This window comes from Arthrobacter sp. Soil_C_60 (assembly GCF_057656375.1).
The window spans coordinates 294118-316545 of the sequence record NZ_JBDGKM010000003.1 but is presented as its reverse complement, the minus strand read 5'-3'; the positions used below and the strand labels follow the sequence as shown (position 1 = coordinate 316545).

General features: G+C 63.1%; 19 protein-coding genes and 1 pseudogene. 12 read left to right on the top strand and 8 right to left on the bottom strand.

Annotated elements, in window-relative coordinates; translation table 11 throughout:
- Positions 1–347: 347 nt before the first annotated feature.
- From AC3A4M_RS08275 to AC3A4M_RS08245, 7 genes and pseudogenes are all read left to right on the top strand, one after another.
- Positions 348–2261 (top strand): GmrSD restriction endonuclease domain-containing protein, encoded by a 1914-nt coding sequence (locus AC3A4M_RS08275; RefSeq protein WP_498735159.1) that lies wholly within the window; start codon positions 348–350, stop codon positions 2259–2261.
- Positions 2262–2391: 130 nt separating this feature from the next.
- Positions 2392–3048: a hypothetical protein gene (locus tag AC3A4M_RS08270; RefSeq protein ID WP_498735157.1), complete on the top strand. Its 657-nt coding sequence runs from the start codon at positions 2392–2394 to the stop codon at positions 3046–3048.
- On the top strand, positions 3041–4276 hold the full coding sequence (locus tag AC3A4M_RS08265; RefSeq protein ID WP_498735155.1) for an exonuclease domain-containing protein: 1236 nt from the start codon (positions 3041–3043) through the stop codon (positions 4274–4276). The genes AC3A4M_RS08270 and AC3A4M_RS08265 overlap by 8 nt, the downstream gene beginning before the upstream one ends.
- A gap of 85 nt (positions 4277–4361) precedes the next feature.
- Positions 4362–5285, top strand: coding sequence for an exonuclease domain-containing protein (locus AC3A4M_RS08260; protein ID WP_498735153.1), 924 nt, complete (start codon positions 4362–4364; stop codon positions 5283–5285).
- Between the two features lie 78 nt (positions 5286–5363).
- A complete protein-coding gene (locus AC3A4M_RS08255) occupies positions 5364–6158 on the top strand; it encodes a nuclease-related domain-containing protein (RefSeq protein ID WP_498735151.1) in 795 nt (264 codons plus the stop codon).
- Positions 6155–6400, top strand: a pseudogene (locus tag AC3A4M_RS08250) (zinc-ribbon domain-containing protein); the annotation flags it as partial. The gene AC3A4M_RS08255 and the pseudogene AC3A4M_RS08250, both read left to right, overlap by 4 nt.
- Positions 6401–6412: 12 nt before the next feature.
- Positions 6413–7606: a zinc-ribbon domain-containing protein gene (locus tag AC3A4M_RS08245; protein ID WP_498735573.1), complete on the top strand. Its 1194-nt coding sequence runs from the start codon at positions 6413–6415 to the stop codon at positions 7604–7606.
- Positions 7607–8042: 436 nt separating this feature from the next.
- Here AC3A4M_RS08245 and AC3A4M_RS08240 read toward each other — a convergent pair whose 3' ends face one another.
- Positions 8043–8840: a hypothetical protein gene (locus AC3A4M_RS08240; protein WP_498735572.1), complete on the bottom strand. Its 798-nt coding sequence runs from the start codon at positions 8838–8840 to the stop codon at positions 8043–8045.
- A gap of 323 nt (positions 8841–9163) precedes the next feature.
- Here AC3A4M_RS08240 and AC3A4M_RS08235 point away from each other — a divergent pair, with 323 nt between their 5' ends.
- The gene (locus AC3A4M_RS08235; RefSeq protein WP_498735149.1) at positions 9164–9415 is read left to right on the top strand and encodes a hypothetical protein; all 252 of its coding nucleotides are present in this window, start codon (positions 9164–9166) and stop codon (positions 9413–9415) included.
- 264 nt (positions 9416–9679) lie between these two features.
- Positions 9680–9904: a hypothetical protein gene (locus AC3A4M_RS08230; protein ID WP_498735147.1), complete on the top strand. Its 225-nt coding sequence runs from the start codon at positions 9680–9682 to the stop codon at positions 9902–9904.
- Between the two features lie 526 nt (positions 9905–10430).
- Here the strand turns inward: AC3A4M_RS08230 and AC3A4M_RS08225 are convergent.
- Positions 10431–11468, bottom strand: a complete 1038-nt coding sequence (locus tag AC3A4M_RS08225; RefSeq protein ID WP_498735145.1) for an LLM class flavin-dependent oxidoreductase — start codon at positions 11466–11468, stop codon at positions 10431–10433.
- 264 nt (positions 11469–11732) lie between these two features.
- On the bottom strand, positions 11733–11867 hold the full coding sequence (locus AC3A4M_RS08220; RefSeq protein WP_498735144.1) for a hypothetical protein: 135 nt from the start codon (positions 11865–11867) through the stop codon (positions 11733–11735).
- A 282-nt stretch (positions 11868–12149) separates the two neighbouring features.
- Here AC3A4M_RS08220 and AC3A4M_RS08215 point away from each other — a divergent pair, with 282 nt between their 5' ends.
- Together AC3A4M_RS08215 and AC3A4M_RS08210 are read left to right on the top strand one after the other, a co-directional pair.
- Complete coding sequence (locus tag AC3A4M_RS08215; RefSeq protein WP_498735142.1) at positions 12150–12449, top strand: DUF4193 domain-containing protein; 300 nt, start codon at positions 12150–12152, stop codon at positions 12447–12449.
- A gap of 145 nt (positions 12450–12594) precedes the next feature.
- Entirely contained in the window at positions 12595–14769 is a 2175-nt protein-coding gene (locus AC3A4M_RS08210; protein WP_498735141.1) for an amylo-alpha-1,6-glucosidase, read from the top strand.
- 293 nt (positions 14770–15062) lie between these two features.
- Here AC3A4M_RS08210 and AC3A4M_RS08205 read toward each other — a convergent pair whose 3' ends face one another.
- Together AC3A4M_RS08205 and AC3A4M_RS08200 are read right to left on the bottom strand one after the other, a co-directional pair.
- Positions 15063–16010 carry a DUF368 domain-containing protein gene (locus tag AC3A4M_RS08205; protein ID WP_498735139.1) on the bottom strand — a complete coding sequence of 316 codons (948 nt, stop codon included), beginning with the start codon at positions 16008–16010 and terminating at the stop codon, positions 15063–15065.
- A gap of 238 nt (positions 16011–16248) precedes the next feature.
- Positions 16249–17025 (bottom strand): YkvI family membrane protein, encoded by a 777-nt coding sequence (locus AC3A4M_RS08200; protein ID WP_498735137.1) that lies wholly within the window; start codon positions 17023–17025, stop codon positions 16249–16251.
- 232 nt (positions 17026–17257) lie between these two features.
- Between AC3A4M_RS08200 and AC3A4M_RS08195 the strand changes: the two genes are divergently transcribed.
- A complete protein-coding gene (locus AC3A4M_RS08195; RefSeq protein ID WP_498735135.1) occupies positions 17258–18487 on the top strand; it encodes a dicarboxylate/amino acid:cation symporter in 1230 nt (409 codons plus the stop codon).
- A gap of 112 nt (positions 18488–18599) precedes the next feature.
- Here the strand turns inward: AC3A4M_RS08195 and AC3A4M_RS08190 are convergent, their stop codons facing one another.
- From AC3A4M_RS08190 to xsc, 3 genes are all read right to left on the bottom strand, one after another.
- Positions 18600–18992: a RidA family protein gene (locus AC3A4M_RS08190; RefSeq protein WP_498735134.1), complete on the bottom strand. Its 393-nt coding sequence runs from the start codon at positions 18990–18992 to the stop codon at positions 18600–18602.
- Positions 18993–19088: 96 nt separating this feature from the next.
- Positions 19089–20477, bottom strand: coding sequence for an NAD(P)/FAD-dependent oxidoreductase (locus AC3A4M_RS08185; protein ID WP_498735132.1), 1389 nt, complete (start codon positions 20475–20477; stop codon positions 19089–19091).
- A gap of 142 nt (positions 20478–20619) precedes the next feature.
- Complete coding sequence (gene xsc / locus AC3A4M_RS08180; RefSeq protein WP_498735131.1) at positions 20620–22428, bottom strand: sulfoacetaldehyde acetyltransferase; 1809 nt, start codon at positions 22426–22428, stop codon at positions 20620–20622.

The window sequence follows — 22428 nt, the reverse complement described above, 5'->3', positions numbered from 1 at the left end:
AGCAACGATATGGAGGTCCATACAGAACAACTTCCAGTCGCAGACAGCGGTTATCTGATTTTTTACTCCTTCACTCACATGAGTAAAGGAGTACCGGTGCAGGGCGTGCTCCTCGGGCTCGACCCACATAGCCATCGTTTAGAACCTGTTAGCGGTGATCGGAATTGGGGCGGCCACAGCACAGAACAGCGGCACTCCGCAGGGAGCTTATCCCTCAGCCCCATCCTCTGAAATGCCCCAATCTGTGGACATACCGCCCGTAGTTGTTGTGCCGGGCTCGGTGACCGGTTGAACCGTTGTTAGCATCGGAAGTTGTTGCCGTCTCACCCGTCGCATAGGAGCCCGCCATGAAGCTGTCGACCGTTCTGGACCAAATTGACAGCCAGGACGTGGCTCTGCCGGAGTTTCAGCGGGGCTATGTCTGGAACCGGCAGCAGGTGCGCGGCCTGTTTACTTCGCTCTACAGGGGCTACCCTATCGGCGGGTTCATGACCTGGAATACCTCCGTGACCACGGCCAAAGCCCGTGGGGGCGGCATTGAACGGGACGGCAGCGTCAAGCTCCTGCTCGATGGCCAACAGCGGGCAACATCCTTATACGGGGTTATCCGGGGCACCCCGCCACGTTTCTTTGAAGGCAACGCCCAAGCTTTCAAGGACCTTTACTTCAACGTGCAGGACGAGGTCTTTGAGTTCTACGCTCCCGTCAAGATGAAGGACAACCCGGCCTGGATTGATGTCTCCGACCTCATGATCCAGGGCGTAGGGAAGTACCTGGAGGCACATCCGGAAATCTCGCAGTTGGGTGTCGGCGAACTCGTCAAAGTTATGGCCCGGATGACGCGACTGACAGACATCCAGAACCGGGAAGTCCACATCGAGGAAGTCAGCGGTGCCGACAAGACCATCGATGTCGTGGTTGAGATCTTCAACCGGGTGAACTCAGGAGGAACCAAACTCTCCAAGGGCGATCTGGCCCTGGCCAAAATCTGTGCGGCGTGGCCCGAGGCGCGGGAGGAGATGAACAAATACCGCCAAAAGTGGGAATCCGCCGGCTATCGGTTCACGTTGGACTGGCTGCTGCGCAACGTCAACGCCATCTTGACCGGCGAGGCCCTGTTTACGGCGCTGGCCTCCGTTGAGGAAGAGCGGATCCGTAAGGGGCTGAAGGAGACCGCCGACCTGGTTTCGATCGTGCTCGATGTCATCGCTGCGCGCCTTGGCCTAGATTTCGACCGCGTGTTCCCTGCACGGTTCGCGGTACCCGTTATCGCACGATACATGTACCGGAACGGGGGCAAGTTCCCCAACGCGGTCGAGCGGGACCGGATTCTGACCTGGTACATCCACGCTGCAATGTGGGGCCGCTTTGCCGGTTCCACGGAGTCCTACCTCAACGTCGATCTGAAGGCCGTGGACGAAGCCGGTATCGATGGCCTGATGGAGCAGATGCGCCGCTTCCGCGGTGACCTCACGGTGCGCGAAGCCGATTTCGGCGGCAACACTATCGGCGCCCGCTTTTACCCGATGCTCTACCTGCTGACCCGGACACAGGGTTCCAAGGACTTTACGACCGGAATCAAGTTATCGGCACACATGCTGGGCAAGAATTCGTCCCTGCAGGTTCACCATATTTTCCCGAAGGCCCGGCTTTATGGAGCCGGCTATTCCAAGGAGGAAGTCAATGCCGTCGCCAACTACTGCTTCCTGACCCAGAACGCTAACCTCGACATCACTGACCGGGATCCCGCCGAATATTTCCGGGCGGTCGAACGCGACTTTCCCGGGACTCTGGCCAGCCAATGGATCCCAATGGACGAAAGCCTCTGGTCCATCGACCGTTACCGTGACTTCCTGGCCGCGAGGCGGGAACTGCTGGCCGATGCCATGAACAGTGTGCTCGATGAACTTTGGCACGGAACCAATACCGCTGACCTTGAACGCACGGAACCGGCGTCGGAGACACCCACCGGGCCGTCGCCCGACATCGCACAGCTTGTCCAAGACCTCGCAGGCATGGGACTGGCAGCCGGAGAAACGGAGGTGGAAGTCCGCAACCAGGAATCCGGCGACCTGGTATGCCTCGCGGAGGCATACTGGGCGGACGGCCTCCAACCAGGCATGAGCGCACCAGTGGTCCTGGAACTGGATGGCAACGCAGAAGAGCTGAACGAACTCGCCCGGCTCGGGTACCTCGTGTTCACTGACGTCGACGCTGTGCGCCAGCACGCGGAAGACCTCCTCCAAGAAGCCGCCGAATAGCAAACAAGGCGCCGATGGCTATTTTCGCTGTCATTTTTAGCTAAATGGCTAAACGGTTTATTGCTTTCGGGTGAAATAAGCACAAAGTGATTTAGGATGTGGAGAATCGGTTTGAGTCATTGGGGGGACAATGAACGATTCCATGGTCGGCTATCGCGGTATGGCGATACTCGATATTCATGACGGCCGCTGGGCGCTGTGGCAGGTGTCGGCCAATGCCTTCACCGGCCCGCTGCGGGCAACTGCCACGAACGCCGTCACATCCGATGGGTTCGATGAGAAGGCCTTCCGGAGCCTGGCCGGCGACCGGCAGCTGCTGCTGACGGCCAGGGCAGAGGCAAAGTGCACGGAGCCGCAGGTGCTGGAGGCTCCACGGTTTGAACCGGATGCGTTCATCCGGGATTGCCGTTCGTGGGTCGATTTGCTGCAGGATCTGTTCTGGGCCGAGAACGACCGCCGGGCCGCTTACAACACGGCCAAGGTGCAGGAGCGTAAGGACGCCCGGGCCGCCGGCCGCACAGTTCCTGAGTACAAGCGGCAGGCCCCGTTGCTGGACATTGACTGGCCCGCCCCTCCGCCCGCTTCGGTGTGGGAGTCGGATCCGGACTGCGCTGAACCTGTGGCGCAAGAAGCACTGCGGATCGCCAACGGCTGCGTGCGGCTGCTGAACTACTGGCTCGAGATCGAGGCGGACCGCACCCGCAGGACCCGCACCTACTTTGGCGGTGCCGGCGGAACGAGTGTGCGTCGATGGCCGGTTCCTGCGAAAGAGGCCACGCATGTCTGAACCGATGTTCGCAGTAGTCGATGTCGAGACCACCGGATTCCATCCCGGACAGCATCACCGGGTCGCTGAGATCGCGGTAGTGAGGGTCGATGCCTCCGGACGGGTCGTAGACCGGTGGGAGACGCTGATCAATCCGGGCAGGGACCTTGGCCCGCAGAGCGTCCACCGCATCCGCGCCGCCGACATCCTGGATGCCCCGACTTTCCAAGAGGCCGCCCCGGAGATCGCCAAGGTGCTGCGGGGCACCATCATGGTGGCCCATAACCTTCGTTTTGATGCGGGGTTCCTGGAGCATGAGTTTCGCCGGGCAGGAATGCCGGTTCCGGCATCCTTCGTTTCCGGGCTGTGCACGATGGGCCTGGCCCATGACTACGTGTACGGCAATGCCCGCTCCTTGGCTCACTGCTGCGAATTCCTCAGCATCGAGACCGGCACCGCACACTGCGCCGGTGATGACGCCATGGCCGCAGCCGGCCTGCTCGGACGCTATATCGACCTGGATCCGGATCGGCCAGACTGGGAAAAGGCCCTGCTGAACGCGAGCTTGGCTGATTGGTCAGGCTTTCCACCGTCGTCCTGGTCTTTCGCTCCGGTCCTCCGGCCGGCCGGAAACCGGGTGGAGAAACACTTCCTGTCCCGGATCACCGCCCACATGCCTGAATTCACCGGACCGGCAGAACATGACCAGTACCTGGACCTCCTGGACCGGGCTATGTTCGACCTGCACCTGTCGGCTACCGAGCAAGGGGAACTGGTCACTCTGGCCGACGAACTGGGCATCAGTCAGGAACGCTGCTTGGAACTGCACGAGTACTACCTGGATCAGCTGCTCGGCGCTGCCTGGGCCGATGGTCAAATCACTGCCGGCGAGGAGCAGGACCTGCGCCAAGCCGCTGCCCTGCTCGGACTACCTGACGAATTGGTGACAACAGGACTGGCCACCTGGCTCCAGACTACCGATCCCGTGCCTGCCCGAACCGTTTACCGTCCGGCACCGGGCGACAATATCGTCCTGACCGGCACCATGAGCCGGCAAAAGAGCGAAATCGCCGGCTTTCTGGAAGCCATGGGCTACACGATTGCTGACAACGTCACCAAGAAAACCAACCTGGTCGTTGCAGCCGACCCCGACAGCCTGTCAGGCAAAGCCGCCAAGGCACGCAAATACGGCATACCGCTGGCTGGCGAACACTACCTCTACGACGCCATCGGCGTACCAGCACTGTAAACAAAACCAGTTCTAAACAACAGCGGGCTGGCAGCGGACGGCATGCCCAACTTATGTCGATGTCCGCACATTCAAAGGGGGAAACATGGGGATGCTAAATTTCACGGCTATCGATTTTGAGACTGCAAATCAGAATTATGCATCGGCTTGTGCGGTGGGAATGACCAAGGTCCGCAATAGCAAAGTAGTGGATTCGCGCTGCTGGCTCATCAAACCGTCTCCGGGAGTGGACCACTTCGCTGACGTAAATATGCGAATCCACGGGATAACGCCCGATGACGTAGTGGACGCGGTCGACTGGGTGCCATCACTGGAACGCATAGTCAATTTCGTCGGAGCCGATTCTGCCGTCGCTTACAGCCCTTTCGATTCCGGCGTGCTCAAAGCCGCATGCAACTACAACAATCTCGACGTACCACCGCTGAAGTTTCTGTGTGCGATGGAGCTCTCGAAGATCCATCTGGAGCTGTCGTCTTACGAGCTCCCAGATGTTGCTTCCGCCCTTGGTCTGCCTGATTTTGAGCATCACCAGGCAGGGGCAGATGCCGATACATGTGCCGCAGCCGTCCTGCGCATAGCAGACCGGAGGCATCCCACTGGTTCGCTTGACGAGCTGTGGTCAAAGCCGAAAGTGCCCCGTCTAGCCTTGCAGGTTTCTCAACGCAGACGTTCGACTCGTTCGAAATCTCAGTGGCCGGTGAAGCCTCGCTTGGCTGATCTTCCGCAACCTAATCCAGATGCCGACCCGGCTGGGCCACTTTTCGATCAGGTAGTCCTGTTCACCGGTGATATGCCAGCGATGAGCAAAGATGAGGCTCGGATACAAGCCGCGTCGCAAGGAGCTGGTAGTGACCTGCGCCTTACCAACAAGACGACCTTACTGGTAATGGGATCCCGCAACGCTTCCGAAAAAAAGAGAGAAGAGGCGTTGAAGCGCGCAGCAACTGGGCAACAGATTCGGATAATTTCGGAGACTGAATTCTCCGAGATGCTGTCAGTCCGGTCGTAGAAGATGAGAGACGGCGCATTAGAATCAGAAATTCCGGCCGCGGGCCGTCCCACGGGCGCTGAAGGGCAAAGCAATCCTTTGAAAGAACGGATACCGGGTCAGGCCGTCATCAGCGAGCTACTAACCGTACAAAGCAGGGCGCAGCCTCGCTCGCGGTTGGGGCGAGGGTTCGGCGCCAATCCGCTCAGCGCGGATAGCCTGTCCTGGTACCAAGGTGCTTTAGGGGAAATCCGGGTCGGTCATATCCTGGCATCGCTCGGTTCCGAATGGACGGTACTGCATGCCGTTCCGGTCGGCACCGGCACTTCGGACATTGATCATGTGGTGATCGGCCCCGCCGGAGTCTTCACGCTCAATACCAAGAACCACGCTAACCAGAGTGTATGGGTAGCGGGCAGCACGCTGATGGTGGCCGGCCGTAAACAGCGTCACATGACTAACGCCGCCCATGAGGCGGCCAGAGCTGCAAAGCTTCTCGCCGCCGTTATGACTAAAACGGTTCCGGTCACCGGGGTCGTGGTCATTGTCGGGGCCAAGGATCTGACAATCCGGCGGAAACCCGCAGATGTAAGAGTAGTGACGGACCGGCAGCTATTGCGCTGGCTCACCCGCTGCAAACCCGTCCTGACCCACGAACAGGTGGCGGAGGTCGTTGCAGTGGCCAGCCGACCGGGAACCTGGCATCGGAATCCGCCCGACCGCGGAAACACCGCCGCACTGAGCCGCAACTTCCTGGAACTGCAGAAACGAGTGAACTCAGCCCAGAGCCGCCGCAGGGCCTGGGCGTTCGGAGCACTGGCCGTCATGGGCGCCTTGCTTGCCGTTCTTATCCCGGCCGCAGCCACCCTCATCCCAGAGATTCTTGCACCATGATTTCCAGCGATTCCGATGCCCAGCGCCGCACCGACAGAAGACAACAGCCCGTCCGCGACGAGGGCCATCGGTCGCTGCAGTACTTACATCCTGATATTGCTTCCGAGTGGGATTGGGCGAGAAACGATCTGACTCCTGCACAGGTCACGCCCGGAAGCAATCGGAAGATCTGGTGGCTGTGCGAGAACGGCCATTCTTGGGAAGCCGCACCATACACCCGCACGCGGGGCCATGGCTGCGCAGCGTGCAAAGGCATGAGGGCCACGCCCGAGAACAACCTGGCCTTAGCCCGACCGGACCTGCTGTCCACTTGGCACCATGAACGTAATCTCAGCGAACTCGGCTTGATCCCAGCAAAGATTCTTCCCCAAGCCAACAACAAGGTGTGGTGGATCTGCCCCAGCGACTCCACGCACGATTACCAGGCCTCCCCTGCCTACCGCTTCCGTGGCAGAGCCTGCCCGTACTGTGCGGGAAAGAAAGTCAATGCTTCCAACAGCGTCGCCGGACTACGGCCGATACTGGCCTCGGAATGGGACCCCGACAATGACCGGAAGCCCGAGGACGTCGCCGCCGGCAGCACCTACGCGGCAGCCTGGATTTGCCGGGCGAACCCCACGCACCGATGGGTTGCCCCGGTTAGCTCCCGTCCGGCGGACGGAGCGGGGTGTCCCTTCTGCGATGGCAAGCGCCCCTCGGATCGGAACCGGCTCGACCTGCACCGGCCCGCCTTGGCAAGGCAGTGGCACCCGGCCAGAAACGGAAAGCTGACTCCGCAACACGTCACTATCGGAAGCAACAAGCCCGTCTGGTGGACATGTCCTGTGGACCCAGAGCATGTTTGGCTCACGCAGGTGCGTGCCCGTGCCCTCGACGGCGATGGCTGTAAACAGTGCGCTCCGTCGAAGCGCTCACGAATGGACATCGCCTTGGCCTGCGAACTCGCGGCCGTCTTTCCGCAGGAGGTGGACCCGGTGAAGCAGGAGCGCCTGGATCTGGGCCACAACCGCCCCCACACCGTCGACATCCTCATGAAATCCCTCAGGATTGCAGTCGAGTACGACGGCTCCTACTTCCACAAAGGCATTGAGGAGCGAGACCGCCGGAAATCACAGCGGCTCCGGGACGCAGGATTCCGGGTCGTGCGTATCCGGGAAGAACCCCTGACACTGCTCGATCCTCAACACGACATCAGCGTCGTCACGCAGACCCGAACCCTGGACGTGAAAACCGTCGCGAACGCCCTCCTGCAGCACCTCACCGATCTGGGCTGGGTGTCTGGGGCGACGACGCGTGCCTACCTCAACTCAGTTGAAGCCTGGGCGACAGAGCGAGCCAACGAAATATGCGAAAACCTGCCCGAGTCCGAACGCGTGATACCGCTCAGTGCGAAAGCGGCACAGCAGCGCAAGACGCAGGAATCAGGAATCTTGGACACCCTCTTCTAGCCTTCCGGCTCCTCAGACATGGTTCCTTCTCTCCGACAAATCCTTGTTGGGATTGCACGCGGTCACTACCCCCGCGGCACCAACCTCAACAACCTGGCCCCGAAAACCGATCGCAGATACTTCAGCCATGCTGATTCCAAGAAGCCGTTCAACCGCCGATAACGGCGCATATGACGCGTAGGAAACCGCATTCCTGACAAAGGTGCGGCTCCCTCGGATCCCCAACATCATCGAGGGAGCACACTCTTTTGAGACGCCCCGCGAACATTTAGGCAACCTCCCCAAGAGTTCTTCTAAATGCGGTATCCCGGAGATCCTCGCGGGCTCCAGCCCAGGCATGACCGTTCGGACCGCTTACGGCTGCCATCGCAACAGGCCAGGCTTCACGGCCTGCACGGCGACCGCGGGATACCGGTTCTTCAGCTTGGCAGGGGTTTCAGAGTTCCCAGTCGGTCGGGCCTTCACCGCCGCCGAGCAGACCGTCGAAATGCCCGCCGGCCTGATCGGTGAGGCCTTCTCCGGCGGCTGTAACACCGTCGCTTAGTCCTTCGGTGGCGCCGGTGATCCCGTCGCCGAATCCTTCAGTTGCGCCGGCGATCCCCTCTTCGAGTCCGGAGAAACCATCCAGCAAGGGACCGGCGATGGCGGAGGCGGCGAAACCGCCGGCGACTCCTGCCAGCAGCCCGAGCCCCAGGCCACCTGCCGCGCCCGCGGCCAGTCCTGCGCCTGCGCCGCGTCCGGGGCCGCCCTTGGTGCCGGCCCCAAGGATTTTCTCCATGAATCCGGGCCTGGACATTTCAGCCCGTGTCGCTGATCTGGCCAGGTCGTTGGGAGCGTCGGAACGGGGACGCTCGGATGAGGGCAGCCGGGTGTTCAACTCGTCTTGCAGCATCCTGCGCTGCTGCGGGCTCAGCCGGCCGAAAGCCTCGGCATGTGCCCTTTCCATGTCTTCCGGCGGTGCCGTGCGCAGCATGTACTTGTACTTGGCGATCGCCTCTTGGTCCGCGTTCGTGCCCTGACCGGTGCCCTGCATCGGCCTGTCCGCGCCTTGATGCTGGTTGTTGTGTGGGCGGCCGGCGGCAGGATACGGCTGGGCGTACCGATTGTCCTGCCGGTACCCGGCATCGCCACGGTAGCCGTCGTCGCTGCGCTGCTTACCGACACGCCCGGACAGTTGTTCCTTGGCGTAGTCAACGGCCATTTTCTTGCCCTTTTGGACCAGCTTGTCGAACATTCCCACGTCGCGCTCCTTGCTACTCGGGCTGGCCGGCGGAATCACCGCAGCCTATCTCTACAACTGGCCCCGACGCAGGGAAGTTCCGCCCCGCTCCCCTGGCATCAAGGAAAAGAAGGACGCTGCACCGCGCGGAACCTACTGATTCGTCTCCGACCAAACACCGCGGTTAGAGTGAAAATACGTAAGGGAGTATTCCGAAGCGCTGCACACGTCAACACGTCAGGCACCGATGCCTCCCCGGATGCAGCGGCCAGCCGGACGGCGGGCGGGAGAGAGTTACCCGGCTCACCGCTGCCCACCTTACGAAAGCAGGAATACCCGTGACTGTTCCAACTTCCACGACATCCGAAACCGAACCCGTCGACCCTATTCCCGCTCCTGCCCGCCTTGATGGCCTCGATCTTCGTCGCGGCGACCAGATCGAAGCCACCGGCCCCGACAATGTCCGCTACCGCGAACGGGTGGAAGAGACCGCCCCGGAAATAGGCGTCGTCTGGATCAAGGACGACCCCCTCGGCAACCGAAGCATGATCGACACCATCGACTACAACATCCGCGTCATCCGCAGTTAAGACGCAAAGCCCCGCAACCAGAACTTGAAGAATCCGCAAGGCCGATAACGGCGTATATGACGAGTTCTAGCTACGGAGTCTCTCTCAATTGGGTTTGAGCGGGAGCAGCAGCGACCATGGAGGTAGCTGCCTCAAGCGGCCGGCTTCCGCCGCTACTCACCCTGATCACACATCATGAGCCTTTCGGTGGGCGCGTGCAGGAGCACGGTCCGAAGGTGCACCCGGCATAGAATGCCTAGCCATAAAGAGGGGAAAATAGATTCCATGACCACGACGACGGCGCAGAAGAAGATCACGGCCACCACGGCCGAGGAAGCACAGCGGTTACTCGACATCGTGGTGGATGAACTACGGCGCCTTGCCGTAAAAGAGGGAACCCACGGCATTCTGGTCACCAAGACCGGCCCGGGTCAATTCTCCGTCGAGCTGAGCGAAAACGTGCCGTACGGCATCACAGAAGAAGCTATAGCGGACCACACTGAGGTCTGAACAGCTCCCTGGCTAGAGGACATGCGCAGGTGCAAGCTTCTCGGGACACAGAATGTCACCCTGCATCTTGAACACCGATAACGACACATGCATCCTGGTGGTTGGACGGGCACAAGCAATCTCTTCGGTGACGAATCGAAAGTAGCGAAGGTTCGCCGTCAAACCGCAAAGTTTGGCGGATTTCCGGGGCTAATAGCTGCGAGGGACGGGTGTCGGGGCGGACAGGTCTCCCCAAAGTCCTGTCCGTGCCCCGCGCCCTATAAGCCGAGACGAGCCGGCCGCTGACAGTCCGTGCACTCCCCAGTAGCCGGACTCCGGCTTCAACTCCCGCCATCTGCTGGTCTAAGAGTGCGCGAGAAAGCTCAAGGATTCCGCAGGGTTAGCTCAAATTTGTCTCAAGACGCATGCCTCGCCCTGCCGATCGGCCGATTCGGCAGTATTCGATTCAGTGCAGATATCGGCCTGGTTGGAAGTCTGGTCAGAGCGTCGACACAACCACAACTAACCGCGAACGCAGTACGAGGGGTCAGCGCCAGCCCAGCTGCGGCGCCACATACTTCAGGATCGACTCGATGACGTGGGCGTTGTAGTCAACGCCGAGCTGGTTCGGGACCGTGAGCAGCAGTGTGTCCGCCGCGGCGATCGCCTCATCCTCGGCCAGCTTCGCGGCCAGCTCGTCCGGGGCACCCGCGTAGGAGCGGCCAAAGACCGCCCGCGTTTTCTCGTCAATATTGCCTACCTGGTCGGAGCTGTGGCGGTCGCGGGCGAAGTATTGCCAGTCTCGCTCGTCCGTCAGCGCGAAGATGCTGCGGCTGACCGAGACGCGCGGCTCCCGCTCCTGCCCGGCCTCCTTCCAGGCCTGCCGGTACAGCCCGATCTGCTCCGCCTGCTGGACGTGGAACGGCTTACCGCTCTCGTCATCCTTGAGCGTGGAGCTCTGCAGGTTCATGCCGAGCTTCGCGGCCCAGATGGCCGTGGCGTTCGAGCCGGAACCCCACCAGATGCGATCGCGCAAGCCCTCCGAGTACGGCTCAACGCGCAGCAGGCCCGGAGGGTTCGGGAACATCGGGCGGGGATTCGGCGCCGCGAAGCCCCCGCCGGTCAGCACCTCGAGCAGCCGCTCGGCGTGCCTGCGGCCCATGTCCGCGTCCGACTCGCCCTCGGCGGGAACGAAGCCGAAGTGACGCCACCCATCAATGACCTGCTCGGGGGAGCCCCTGCTAATGCCCAGCTGCAGTCGGCCCCCCGAGATCAGATCGGCCGCGCCCGCGTCCTCGGCCATGTGGAGAGGGTTCTCGTAGCGCATGTCGATCACGCCGGTACCGATCTCAATGCGGTTTGTCCGCGCCCCGATGGCAGCGAGCAGCGGGAACGGGGAGGCGTATTGCTGCGCGAAGTGGTGGACGCGGAAGTAGGCGCCGTCCGCCCCCAGCTCCTCGGCCGCGACCGCGAGGTCGATCGCCTGCAACAGCGCGTCCGACGCGGTGCGCGTGCCGGACTCCGGGTGGTCGGTCCAATGGCCGAAGGACAGAAATCCGATGTTCTTCACAGCGGAAACGAACATGGTTGCGGCGGTTCTTATTCCCGGGAGCCTCAGCCTCTATGGGCTTGTCAAGGATAATCGTTGGTTGCTGGTTGTTATGCCCGATCCGGAGGTGGCCCTGGGATGTCCATGATTGGGGTCAATCCGGGTTATCCACGGCTGAAGATTTGGGAGCCCTTGGGGTAGCTCCCCCCGGCAGCCGTAGCGGTGGATAACCCAGGAGGATTGTCCCCGGTTGTGGGCAGCGGAACTTTGCGTTTGTGCAGCGTCCGCCCCGGGCAGCGCTTATCGGGCAGCGATGCCCCACAGGTCAAGGACCGCCCGGACCAGTGCGACCAGCAGGCCCGCCGCGCCGATCCACACGCCGGCCAGCTGCAGCCGGTATGACTTCTTTTCCTGGTCCTGATCAAGCCGCGGCATCGTTAGCTTTCCTCCCTAATGGCGGAGAAACATCGTAGGCCTCCCGGCCTGCCTCCGGAACGGCTCCTCCCAGCTGTCCGCCGGCTGCCCACACTCGATCCACAAGCCCTGCACCGATCCCCCGGCACCTTGGCCGGGAGAGGTGGATAACCGGTCCACAGAAACCAACCGGCGTGTCACCAAGCACGGTGTGTCGCGGCCAGGAACAAGGTCGGCGGCGCGATATGTTGTTCGCTTCTGAAAGCACCGACACGCCATTACAGCAGACAGGAAACAGCAGCCATGGCAACCGACTACGACGCTCCGCGGACAAAAGACGACGACCAGACCGCCCAGTCGCTGGAGGCCTTGCGGGCAAGCCGGGCAGGCGCCCAAACCGCTGTCCTCGACCTCGACGAAGCCGACACCGCCGAAGGCATCGACCTACCCGGCGCCGACCTCTCCGCCGAGGAGCTGGTCGTCACCATCATTCCGCCGCGCCAGGACGAGTTCACCTGCATGTCCTGCTTCCTGATTCGCCACCGCTCCCAGGTCGCCAGGGAGAAGGATGGCATGAAGTACTGCCGGGACTGCGAAAGCTGATCCGCAAACCCTGAGTCGACGCGGGCACTGGCTTCAGGGAACAGACCGGCGTAGCGTCGGTAAATGCACGAAAGCGCGGCGGGCGGTTAGACAGGACGGATCCTGCCGTGGCTTGCAGACGCGCATCCTTGAGAAGGAGCGGGAAATGGCTGGCTGGAATGCCGACACGGCCGCCGGGCCACTCGGGTCCGGTACTGTCACCTTGGTGGAGGGCGCGTCCTTCTGCATATCCTCGGCGAACGGGGACATGTATCCGGAATACCCGCACGGGGTTTTCTTCCAGGACACGCGTATCCTCTCCCGCTGGAGCATGACAGTCAACGGCCAGCCGCTGGAGCCCCTTGCGGCGACGATGAAGGAGCCCTATCGGGCGCTGTTCGCGGGCCGCGTTCCCCGCTCGGACGGCTATGCGGATACCCCGCTCATCGTGGAGCGGCTGCGCGAAGTCGGGGCTGGAATCCTGGAGGAGATCACCGTCCGGAACTATTCGGCGGACCCCGCCGAGTGCATGATCGCCCTGGCCGTTGAATCGGATTTCGCGGACCTGTTCGAAGTGAAGGAGGCGCGAATCCAGCGGCGCTGGGACGAGACCCGCGAGCCCGGGGACGCTTCCTTGGTCATTCGCGCCAGCTGGCAGGACGTTATCAAAGGCATCGTCGTCAAGGCTGGCGGCGCCGACGTGGCGCCGGAGGGTCTGATGTACCGGGTGGTCATCCCGTCGCATGGGTACTGGCACACCCGAGTGAGCGTGGTGCCCACCGGGGACGCAACCGGTCCCGCCGGGCCGTTCGAGCACCCGATCTCGGGCGAGATGTCCCCGCGCGATAAGCGCCGGCAGGAGTGGGTGGCCAGGATCCCAGTGCTACACATGAGCAACCGCGCCATTCAACGGACCCTGCAGCGCAGCTACGACGACCTGGGCGCCCTGCGCATCGAGGACCCGGACCATCCGGACCGGATCGTAGTGGCCGCCGGCGCGCCTTGGTTCATGACCCTGTTCGGCCGTGACTCATTGTGGGCCTCACACATGGCGCTGCCGGTAGACCCATCCCTGGCCCTGGGCACACTCCAGACCCTGGCCGACCGCCAGGGCACGCACGTGGACCCGATGAGCGAGGAGGAACCGGGCAAGATCCTGCACGAAGTCAGGCTCGGGGTCGGCACCGGGCAGGCGCTGGGCGGCAAGTCCGCCTACTACGGCAGCATTGACGCCACCCCGCTGTTCGTGATGCTGCTCGGAGAGGTTAGCCGCTGGGGTTTCGCCAAGGAGACCATCGCCGCGCTGCTGCCGCACGCTGACCGGGCCCTGGACTGGATTTACAACTACGGCGACAAAGACGGCGACGGATTCGTCGAGTACGAGCGCCTCAACGAGCATGGGCTGCTCAACCAGGGCTGGAAGGACTCCTGGGACGGTATCAACTTCGCCGACGGCACCCTGGCCGAGCCGCCGATCGCCCTGTGCGAGGTGCAGGCCTACGTCCACAGCGCCTACACGGCGCGCGCGTGGATGGCATACGACGCCGGCGACCTGGCTTTGGCAGCCGAGCTGCGGGACCGCGCCGCACGCCTGAAAAAGCAGTTCAACGAGCAGTTCTGGCTACCGGACAAGGGCTACTATGCCATTGCACTGGACAAGGACAAGCGGCCGGTGGACGCGTGCACGTCCAATATGGGCCACTGCCTCTGGTTCGGTCTTGTGGACGAGGACAAGGCGCCCCAAGTGGTCGAACGACTCATGTCACCGGAGATGTTCACCGGCTGGGGCATCCGCACGCTAGCCTCTGACATGCTCGCCTACAACCCGGTCAGCTACCACAATGGCTCGGTCTGGCCCCACGACAACGCGATCATAGCGGCCGGTCTGCTGCGCTACGGCTTCGTCGAGGAGGCGCAGCGGATCGCCACGGCCCTGCTGGAGGCGGCTGAATATTCAGAGGGGAGGCTGCCAGAGCTGTTCTGCGGCTTCGGCAGGGAGCAGTTCTCCGAGCCTGTGCCCTACCCGACGGCGTGCTCGCCGCAGGCCTGGGCGGCGACCACCCCGATTCTGCTGGTAACGAGCCTGATGCGGTACGACGCGCACGTGTCCCTCGGCGGCCTGTGGCTGGATCCGGTCCTCCCGGAGTCCTACGGAGACCTGCACATCACCAATGCTCCGATGGCTGCCGGGCGGATCACCATCGAAATTTCCGGTTCCACCGCAACCGTCCAAGGGCTTCCCGAGGGCATGGTCCTCCACCCCGGGCACCGACCTTGGATGACCGAACTCGTGGAGCAGGCCAAACTGCACCGGAAAAAGAGTGGGAACGCTCGGCCCTGACGGTCTGCCCCAGCGACGACGCCAGGGAGAAGTTCGTCAACGACTTCGTCGCGCCTTGGGTGAAGGTGCTGGAGCTCGACCCGCTTCGACCTGGGTAACTGAGGCGTCCGGCCGGCTGCAGATGCGGCCGGCCCCAGAGCAGCCGCGGCGTCCGGAGCGCCCCGCTAGCCCATCCAGGAAAAGCCCCGATTACGGCGCATCCGTCAACCGAGCGGAAAGTGGTTGGGCCCGCTGACGTTCCGTGTGAGCCTAAGGACCAACATTGACTAATCTGTCAGGTCTATATCGCGGTGTCAGCCCCTCGCGGCGACCTGCCGGGCCTGTCGTTCCCTTAGCCAGAGGACGAACACCAATACGGCGCCGACAGCCCAAATCAGCAGCGGCCATCCCCAAGCATGGGATTCGGGAGGAAGGAGCCCGCCGTCCACCTGCCAAGGCCACAAAGCGCGAAGCGATCCGAGGATCAGTCCGATACTGACCAATAGCGTGATCCTGCGGTGCGCCTTTAAAAGATAGGCGAGGAGCCGGACAAAAGACCCTAGACCTGCGACCGCCCCAAGGAGGAAGGCACCAATGTATGCGAAGTCCCTGTCGCTCACGGCCCCTAGAGTCGGCTCGTACATGCCCACAGTGAGCAAGATAAACGAACCGGACAACCCCGGCAGGACCAAAGCACACACGGCCACGGCTCCGCTGAGTGCAACGACCCACCACCCCGGGTCCTCCCGCGCCGGCGTTGGCATCCCGAGCAGCAGAAACACCGTGCAGGCAACACCCAGCACCATTGCGGCCTCGAGAGCCAAACGCATTCCGCGCACGGGCGCAGTGTCTCGGACCATCGAGACTGGCACGAGCAGGCTGGCGGAAACCATGCCCAAGAAAAGCGAATTCGTCAGGATCGGCTGGGCCTCGAGGAGATGGCGGAGCGGACCGGACAAGGCGAACAATGCAAGGAACATCCCCACCGCCAGAGGCACGACCAGCGACCACTCAACGAGCCGGAATCGGGCGCGGGCCTGGTCCTTGGTTCCCTTGCGCGCACCGAGTATAAGGGCGTGGACGAGACTGTTGGCCGAAGAGATAAGGCGCTCGTAGAGGCCAAGGACCAGCGCCACGGTACCACCGGAGACGCCGGGCACCAGTTCGACCAACCCGATGAGCGCGCCGTGAAGGCTGTATCCAATTTTCCGGCAGACGGCGGTGAACGGACGCGGACGGACATCAACTGGTTCTGCGGGCATCCCTCCAACTTAACAGCAGCCAGGTTGAGCGCCGGCCCCGCAACACCACGGCCACCTTCTCGTGACACCCGTCACGTCAGCGCTTAACCTTCGCTGCGGACCGTCTCAGATCGAGCAGCGGCTTCAGCGCTTCATTCTGCTGAGAAACTCCGACCACTTCACGCCGATAAAGCGCATACGCGCGCAGTCCGCCGCACGCGCCGTCGTTGACCGGAGGGCGTGCCGCGGACTGGGCCAGTCAGAGGGCCTGGCGCCGGGCCAGCCGCGTACCGGTCTTTGCCAGCATCAGGACCAGCAGCAGGATGCCGACGTAGCCGTTGATCACATACACGAGATTGACCATTTGGGAGAACGGCAGGATCAGGCCGATCACGGTGCCCGCTGTGGCGAGGGCGATGGTCAGGTACTTGAAGCGGGGCGTCTTGTCGGCGGAAAAGCGTGACGAGACGGTCCACAGCAACGGTACCGCCGTCGTGTAGATGCCGGCAAGGATCACGACCGAGATCCCGGAGGCGAGCAGCGGGCTAACGTCGGACGCCAGGACGAGCATCGGAATTTCGGTGCCGCCGACCCGGGTGATGTTTGCGAGCAGGCCCAGGCCGACGATGATGCAGGCAACCGAGAAGGCGACCGCCCCGACCAGACCGCCGGAGGCCGCTTCCTTGCGGCTGCGCGCCGTTTTGCCCAGCGCGATGAGGAAGGCTGCCAGCCACAGCATGCAGAAGCCCACATAGGACAGCCCGGACATGAACCAGTTCGTGGACGCCTGGGTCAGCTCCAACTCGGGCAGCAGTGTGTTGCCCTCGGCGATGCCGGCCGGGTTTTGGACAATCCCGACGATGCCGAGTGCGACAGCTATCACGACGATCAGGGGGCCGATCTTACCGATGACGTCAACCAGGCTTTTCAGACCGAACCACACGCTGATGCCGACCGCCACGGCCAGCCCGACGCCGCCGATGTACTTCGACATGCCGTAGTGCTCTTCGAAAACAGCGCCGGCGCCGGCGACCATCACGGTGAAGCTCAGGAAGACGAAGAGGACGGAGAAGAAATCGAAGAACGTTCCGAGATGGAGCAGGCACGTAGTGTATCCATCCGGGTAGATTAGGCTTCCGTTTTCCGGTCAGACGCGACAGTATTGCAGCAAAATCCACACACGAATCAGAGTGGGAAAGACCGATGACAATGCTGCGTGCTTGGAGCTTGGAGGGACGATGAAGACCCTTAAGAAGGCCTTTAGGAACATGGCGGCCCAAATCGCCGTCGCCGCGATCGCAGGAACCGTGTTCGGCCTCATCGTGGGTGAATGGGCGAGCAACCTGAAGTTCATCGGAGACTTGTTCATCCGACTCATCCAGATGTCGATCGTCCCACTCGTGATGGCATCGGTCATTTTCGCCACCGGTTCGATGACCGGCACAGGGGTAGGCAAGATGGCCTTTCGCACCTTCAAATGGATGTTCGGCTTCGCCATCATCGCCGCTGTACTGGCTGTAGGGCTGAGCCTCCTCATCAACCCCGGGGGCGGCCAGGTCTTTAGGGGTGAGATCGACAGTTCACTGCAGGAGAGCGCGACGGAATCGGCTGGGTGGCAGGAGACGATCCTCGGGTTCGTTTCCACCAACATCTTCGAGTCGATGTCCTCGAGCTCGATGGTCCCCATCATCGTCTTTTCGTTGCTCCTTGGGATGGCGCTGAACTTGTTCGTGGAGAAGACGGAGAACCGGCTGCTCCTCGACTTCTTCGGCCAAGCCCAACAAGTGGTGCTGATCACCATCCGCCTCGTGATGTACATCGCGCCAATCGGGGTCTTTGCTCTCCTGGCCGCGCTGGCAGGCGACGTGGGGTTCGCGGTCGTCACCAGCGCACTGAAGTACCTCGGTGCTACCTTGATCGGCGTCCTCATCCTCACGGTGCTGTTTGTGATAGTGGTGTCGGTGCGAACCGGCCTCAACCCGTGGAAACTGCCTGCAAAACTAGCCGAACAGACCATGGTGGCCATTACGACGACCAGTTCGGCCGTCACCTACCCGACGGTGCTGAAGAACACGGTAGAGAAGATCGGTGTGAGCCAACGCTGCGCCGACTTCACCCTTTCGATTGGTTTGACCATGGGATCGTACGGAGCCGTGCTCAACTACACGATCGCCATCATGTTTCTCGCGCAGGCAGGAAACGTTGATCTTTCCATCGGCCAGATCATTATGGGAATGGGGCTTGCGATTCTTCTCAACATGGGAACCATCACGGTCCCCGGCGGCTTCCCCGTGGTCGCGCTATTCCTCGCATCGGCGCTCAATCTCCCCATCGAGGCAGTGGGTCTCCTCATTGCCGTCGACTGGTTCGCTGGCATCTTCCGCACGTTCCTCAACGTCAACGGCGACACCTTCGTCGCGATGTTGGTGGCCAACGCGAGTGACGAGATCGATCGAGACGTCTATGCCGGAGCCCGGGAAAAGCCGGCGATCGTTTAGCGTCGCGTGCGGCCGGTCCTGATCAGACCATCGCCCGGCTGCCGGCTGCGCATTCAGTTGATCGATTGGTCAGTCCGGGCTCCCGTTCCAAGGAACGTCGGCGCGTGAAGACTCATACCGCGGCGACGGCTGTCACTTCCACTTTCATTCCTTCAACCGCTAGGGCGGACACCTCGACGGCACATCGCGAGGGAAAGGGCCGCGGAACAGTGCGTTCATAGACTTGATTGAAGGCCTCGCGGTCCGCAATATCAGTCAGATAGATGGTCAGATGCACGAGCCGATCCATCGAGGATCCGGCTTGGCTTAGGACGGCGTCCAGATTGGCGAAGATCTGCTCCGTCTGGTCATGGACGTTGCCGGTCTCGATGCTGCCGTCCTCGCGGCGGGGAATGACGGTGGCGTACACGAGGCCACTGGCAACCACGGCACGCGAGGCGAGGGCGCCTGTAGCAGCGGGGTCCGCCGGCGGAACGTGGACGAGATCGGTATCTTGGACGTTCATTCTCTTGCCTCCTGGAAATTGTCGTAGGGCGACGCTGGCGACTGGGCCCTTGGAATGGGAGCCCAGTCGCCAGCGTCATGGGCGATACAGGATTGGTCAGCGCAGCGGGTCGAAGCGGCGCATGACGGTGGGGGTGCTGTCGCCGGTGATGGAGGCGGCGAGCATTTTGCCGGTGAGCGGGCCGAGGGCGACGCCCCACATGCCGTGGCCGCCGGCCACGTGGACGCGGGAGGATTTGGTGGTGCCGATGAGGGGCAGGCCGTCGGTGGTGCAGGGGCGGGAGCCGACCCATTCCTCCTTGCGGTCCTGCCAGTCGATGCCCTCGAACATGGGGGTGGCTGCGTCTATGATGGCCTTGATCCGGCGGGGGTCCAGGGGTGCGTCGGCGTCGCGGAATTCCATCATGCCGGCCACGCGGAAGCGGTCCCCCAGCGGGGTGCAGGCCACGCGCTGCGCCGGGAAGTAGATGGGGTGCGTGGGCATGACCTCGGGGACCACGGTGAAGCTGTAGCCGCGGCCGGCCTGGACCACGCGCTTGACCCCGAAGCGGCGGGCGAGCTTGCCCATCCAGGCGCCGCTGGCGATGACCACGTTGTCGGCCTGGAGCAGGCGGCTGTCCGCGGCGATCACGCGGACACCGGTTCCGTCGTCCCTAATGTCCACCACGTCGAAACCGCTGACGATCTCGCCGCCGCGGGCCTTGACGGACTCGGCGAGGGACTCCATGAACTTGGGCGGGTTAATGAAGCGCTGGTCACGGATCTGCACGCCGGCCCGGACGCCGGAACCCAGCGTCGGCTCGAGGGCGCGGAGCTCGTCGCCGTCCACCAGGTTGTAGTCCACGGTGCCGCCGGCGCGGCGGACGGCGTCGAACTCGTGGACCAGGGCGTCGCGGTGCTTGTCCGAGACGAAACCGGCGAGGAAGGGATCGGCGACCTTGGTGGGCTCGCGGACCGCGCCGTCGGTAGTGGCTGCGGCGGTCATGGTGGTAGTCCCGGCGCGGGCGGTGGTCGTGGTGCCGGAGGCTGTGCTGCCACCGGCGGTGCCGGACGCCGTCGTCGTTATTTGATGTGAAGTGTTGAGGAGGTTGCCGCCTTCGGCGAGTTCGTCGTAGGCGTCCATGCCGATGCGGTTGACCTCGGTGAAGACTTCCATCGCCTCGCGCCATTTGCCGGGGGTGCAGTGGCGGGCGAAGCCGATCAGGAAGCGCAGCAGCTGCGGGTTGGCGGAGAGCGGGATGTAGAGCGGGGAGGACGGATCGAGCATCGCCTTGAGTCCGTAGCTCAGCACCGCCGGTTCGCTCAGCGGCAGGGTCAGCGCGGGGGTCAGCCAGCCGGCGTTGCCCCAGGAGGAACCGGCGGCGACGCCTTCCTTGTCGACCACGGTGACCTGCACGCCGCGTTCCTGCAGGTACCAGGCGGTGGAGAGTCCCACCATGCCTGCGCCTACCACCACTACTTGCTCAGGCGCCTTCGAGTTGCCCATTGTGTTCTCCGATCAGTGCTTCAGTTGGTGCCAATCCTGTGTTGTGTGTGCGGCAGGCCGGTGCCACCCCCATGGGGCACCGGCCTGCCTGTCCTGCTAGGTGGAGCTGATTCGGCCCGGCTGCTTCGGACCGGTGCCTGGTTTAGACGTAGTCCTTGTACTTCTCGAGCATCCGGACCGGCTTCTTCAGGGCGTCGCGGCGGAACGGGTCGCCGAGTTCGCGGGTGCACATGACCTCGATGACCGTGGTGACGCCGTCGTTCATCTGGGCGTTCAGGGCGTCCTTCAGCGCGGCGCCGACGTTCTCCAGTTGGTCCACCACGATGCCCTCGGCGCCCATGGAGCGGGCCATCTCGGCGAAGCTTTCGCCGTCGTTATCGAGCTCGCCGGCAACGAAGCGGCGGTTGTAGAACTCCACCTGGTTCTTCTTCTCCGCGCCCCACTGGCGGTTGCGGAAGACGATGGCGGTGACCGGGATGTTGTGCCGGACGGCGGTGAGGACCTCTCCCATGCTCATGGCCCAGGCACCGTCGCCGGCGTAGGCCACGGCGGGACGCTCGGGGGCGGCGGCCTTGGCACCGATGATGGTGGGCAGGGCGTAGCCACAGTTGCCGAAGCTCATCGGGGCGAAGAAGCTGCGCGGCTTCTCGAAGCGCAGGTAGCTGTGCGCCACCGAGTTGATGTTGCCGATGTCGGTGGAGATCATGACGTCCTGGGGCATGGCCAGCTCCAGCTCGCGCAGGACCTGGCGCGGGTGCAGCCAGTTGCCCTCCTCGTGCTTGGCCTCCTCGATGACGTCCAGGCTGTACTCGTCCTGCTCGTGGGTCCAGGCGCTGAGCTCCTGCTCCCAGGCGTCCTTCTCCGCCTTGATCCGCGCGGCGCGCTCCGCCTTGGTGGCGTCACTGGTCAGCGTGCGGTCGGCGAGGAGCTGGGTCAGTTCGGTGGCGACGGCCTTCGCATCGCCGCAGATGCCGACGTCGATCTTCTTGACCAGGCCGAGCATGGTGTGGTCCGCGTCCACCTGGATGATCTTGGCGTTCTCGGGCCAGTAGGCCTGCCCGTACTGCGGCAGCGTGCCGAACGGGCCCAGCCGGGTGCCGAGGGCAATAACGACGTCGGCCTCCGAGATGAGTTTCATGCCCGCCTTTGATCCCTGGTAGCCCAGCGGACCGCACCAGAGCGGGTGGCTGGCGGGGAAGGAATCGTTGTGCTGGTAGCTGTTGACCACCGGGGCGCCGAGGCGTTCGGCGAGCGCCTTGCACTCCTCCACGCCGTCGGCCATGACCACGCCGCCGCCGGAGACGATGACCGGGGCCTTGGCCGTGGCGATCAGCTCGGCCGCCGCCTCCAGGCTCTCCTTGCCGCCGGCGCCGCGGTCCACCCGGCGGGGCTTGGGGATTTCGGTGGTGATCTCGCCGTAGAAGTAGTCGCGCGGGATGTTCAGCTGGGTGGGGCCGTTCTCGCTCATGGCGCGGTCGAAGCAGCGGGCGGTGAACTCGGCCATGCGGGCGGGGTTGACCACGTGGCCCTGGTACTTGGTGAACTCCTGGAACATGGGCAGCTGGTTGGCCTCCTGGAAGCCGCCCAGGCCGATGCCGTTGGTGCCGGCTTCCGGGGTCACGATGACCACCGGGCTGTGGGCCCAGTAGGCGGCGGCGATGCCGGTCACGCAGTTGCTGATGCCGGGGCCGTTCTGGCCGATGACGACGCCGTGGCGGCCGCTGGCCCGGGCGTAGCCGTCTGCCATGTGGGCGGCGCCCTGTTCGTGGACCACGGGGACCAGCCGGATGCCGGCGGGGGCGAAGATGTCCATGGCGTCCATGAAGGCCGAGCCCATGATGCCGAAAATGTCCGTGACATCGTTGGCGACCATGGTCTCGACGAAGGCCTCCGACGGGGTCATCTTCTGGACGCCCTGGACGACCTCCCGGCCCGTGTTCTGCTCGCTCAT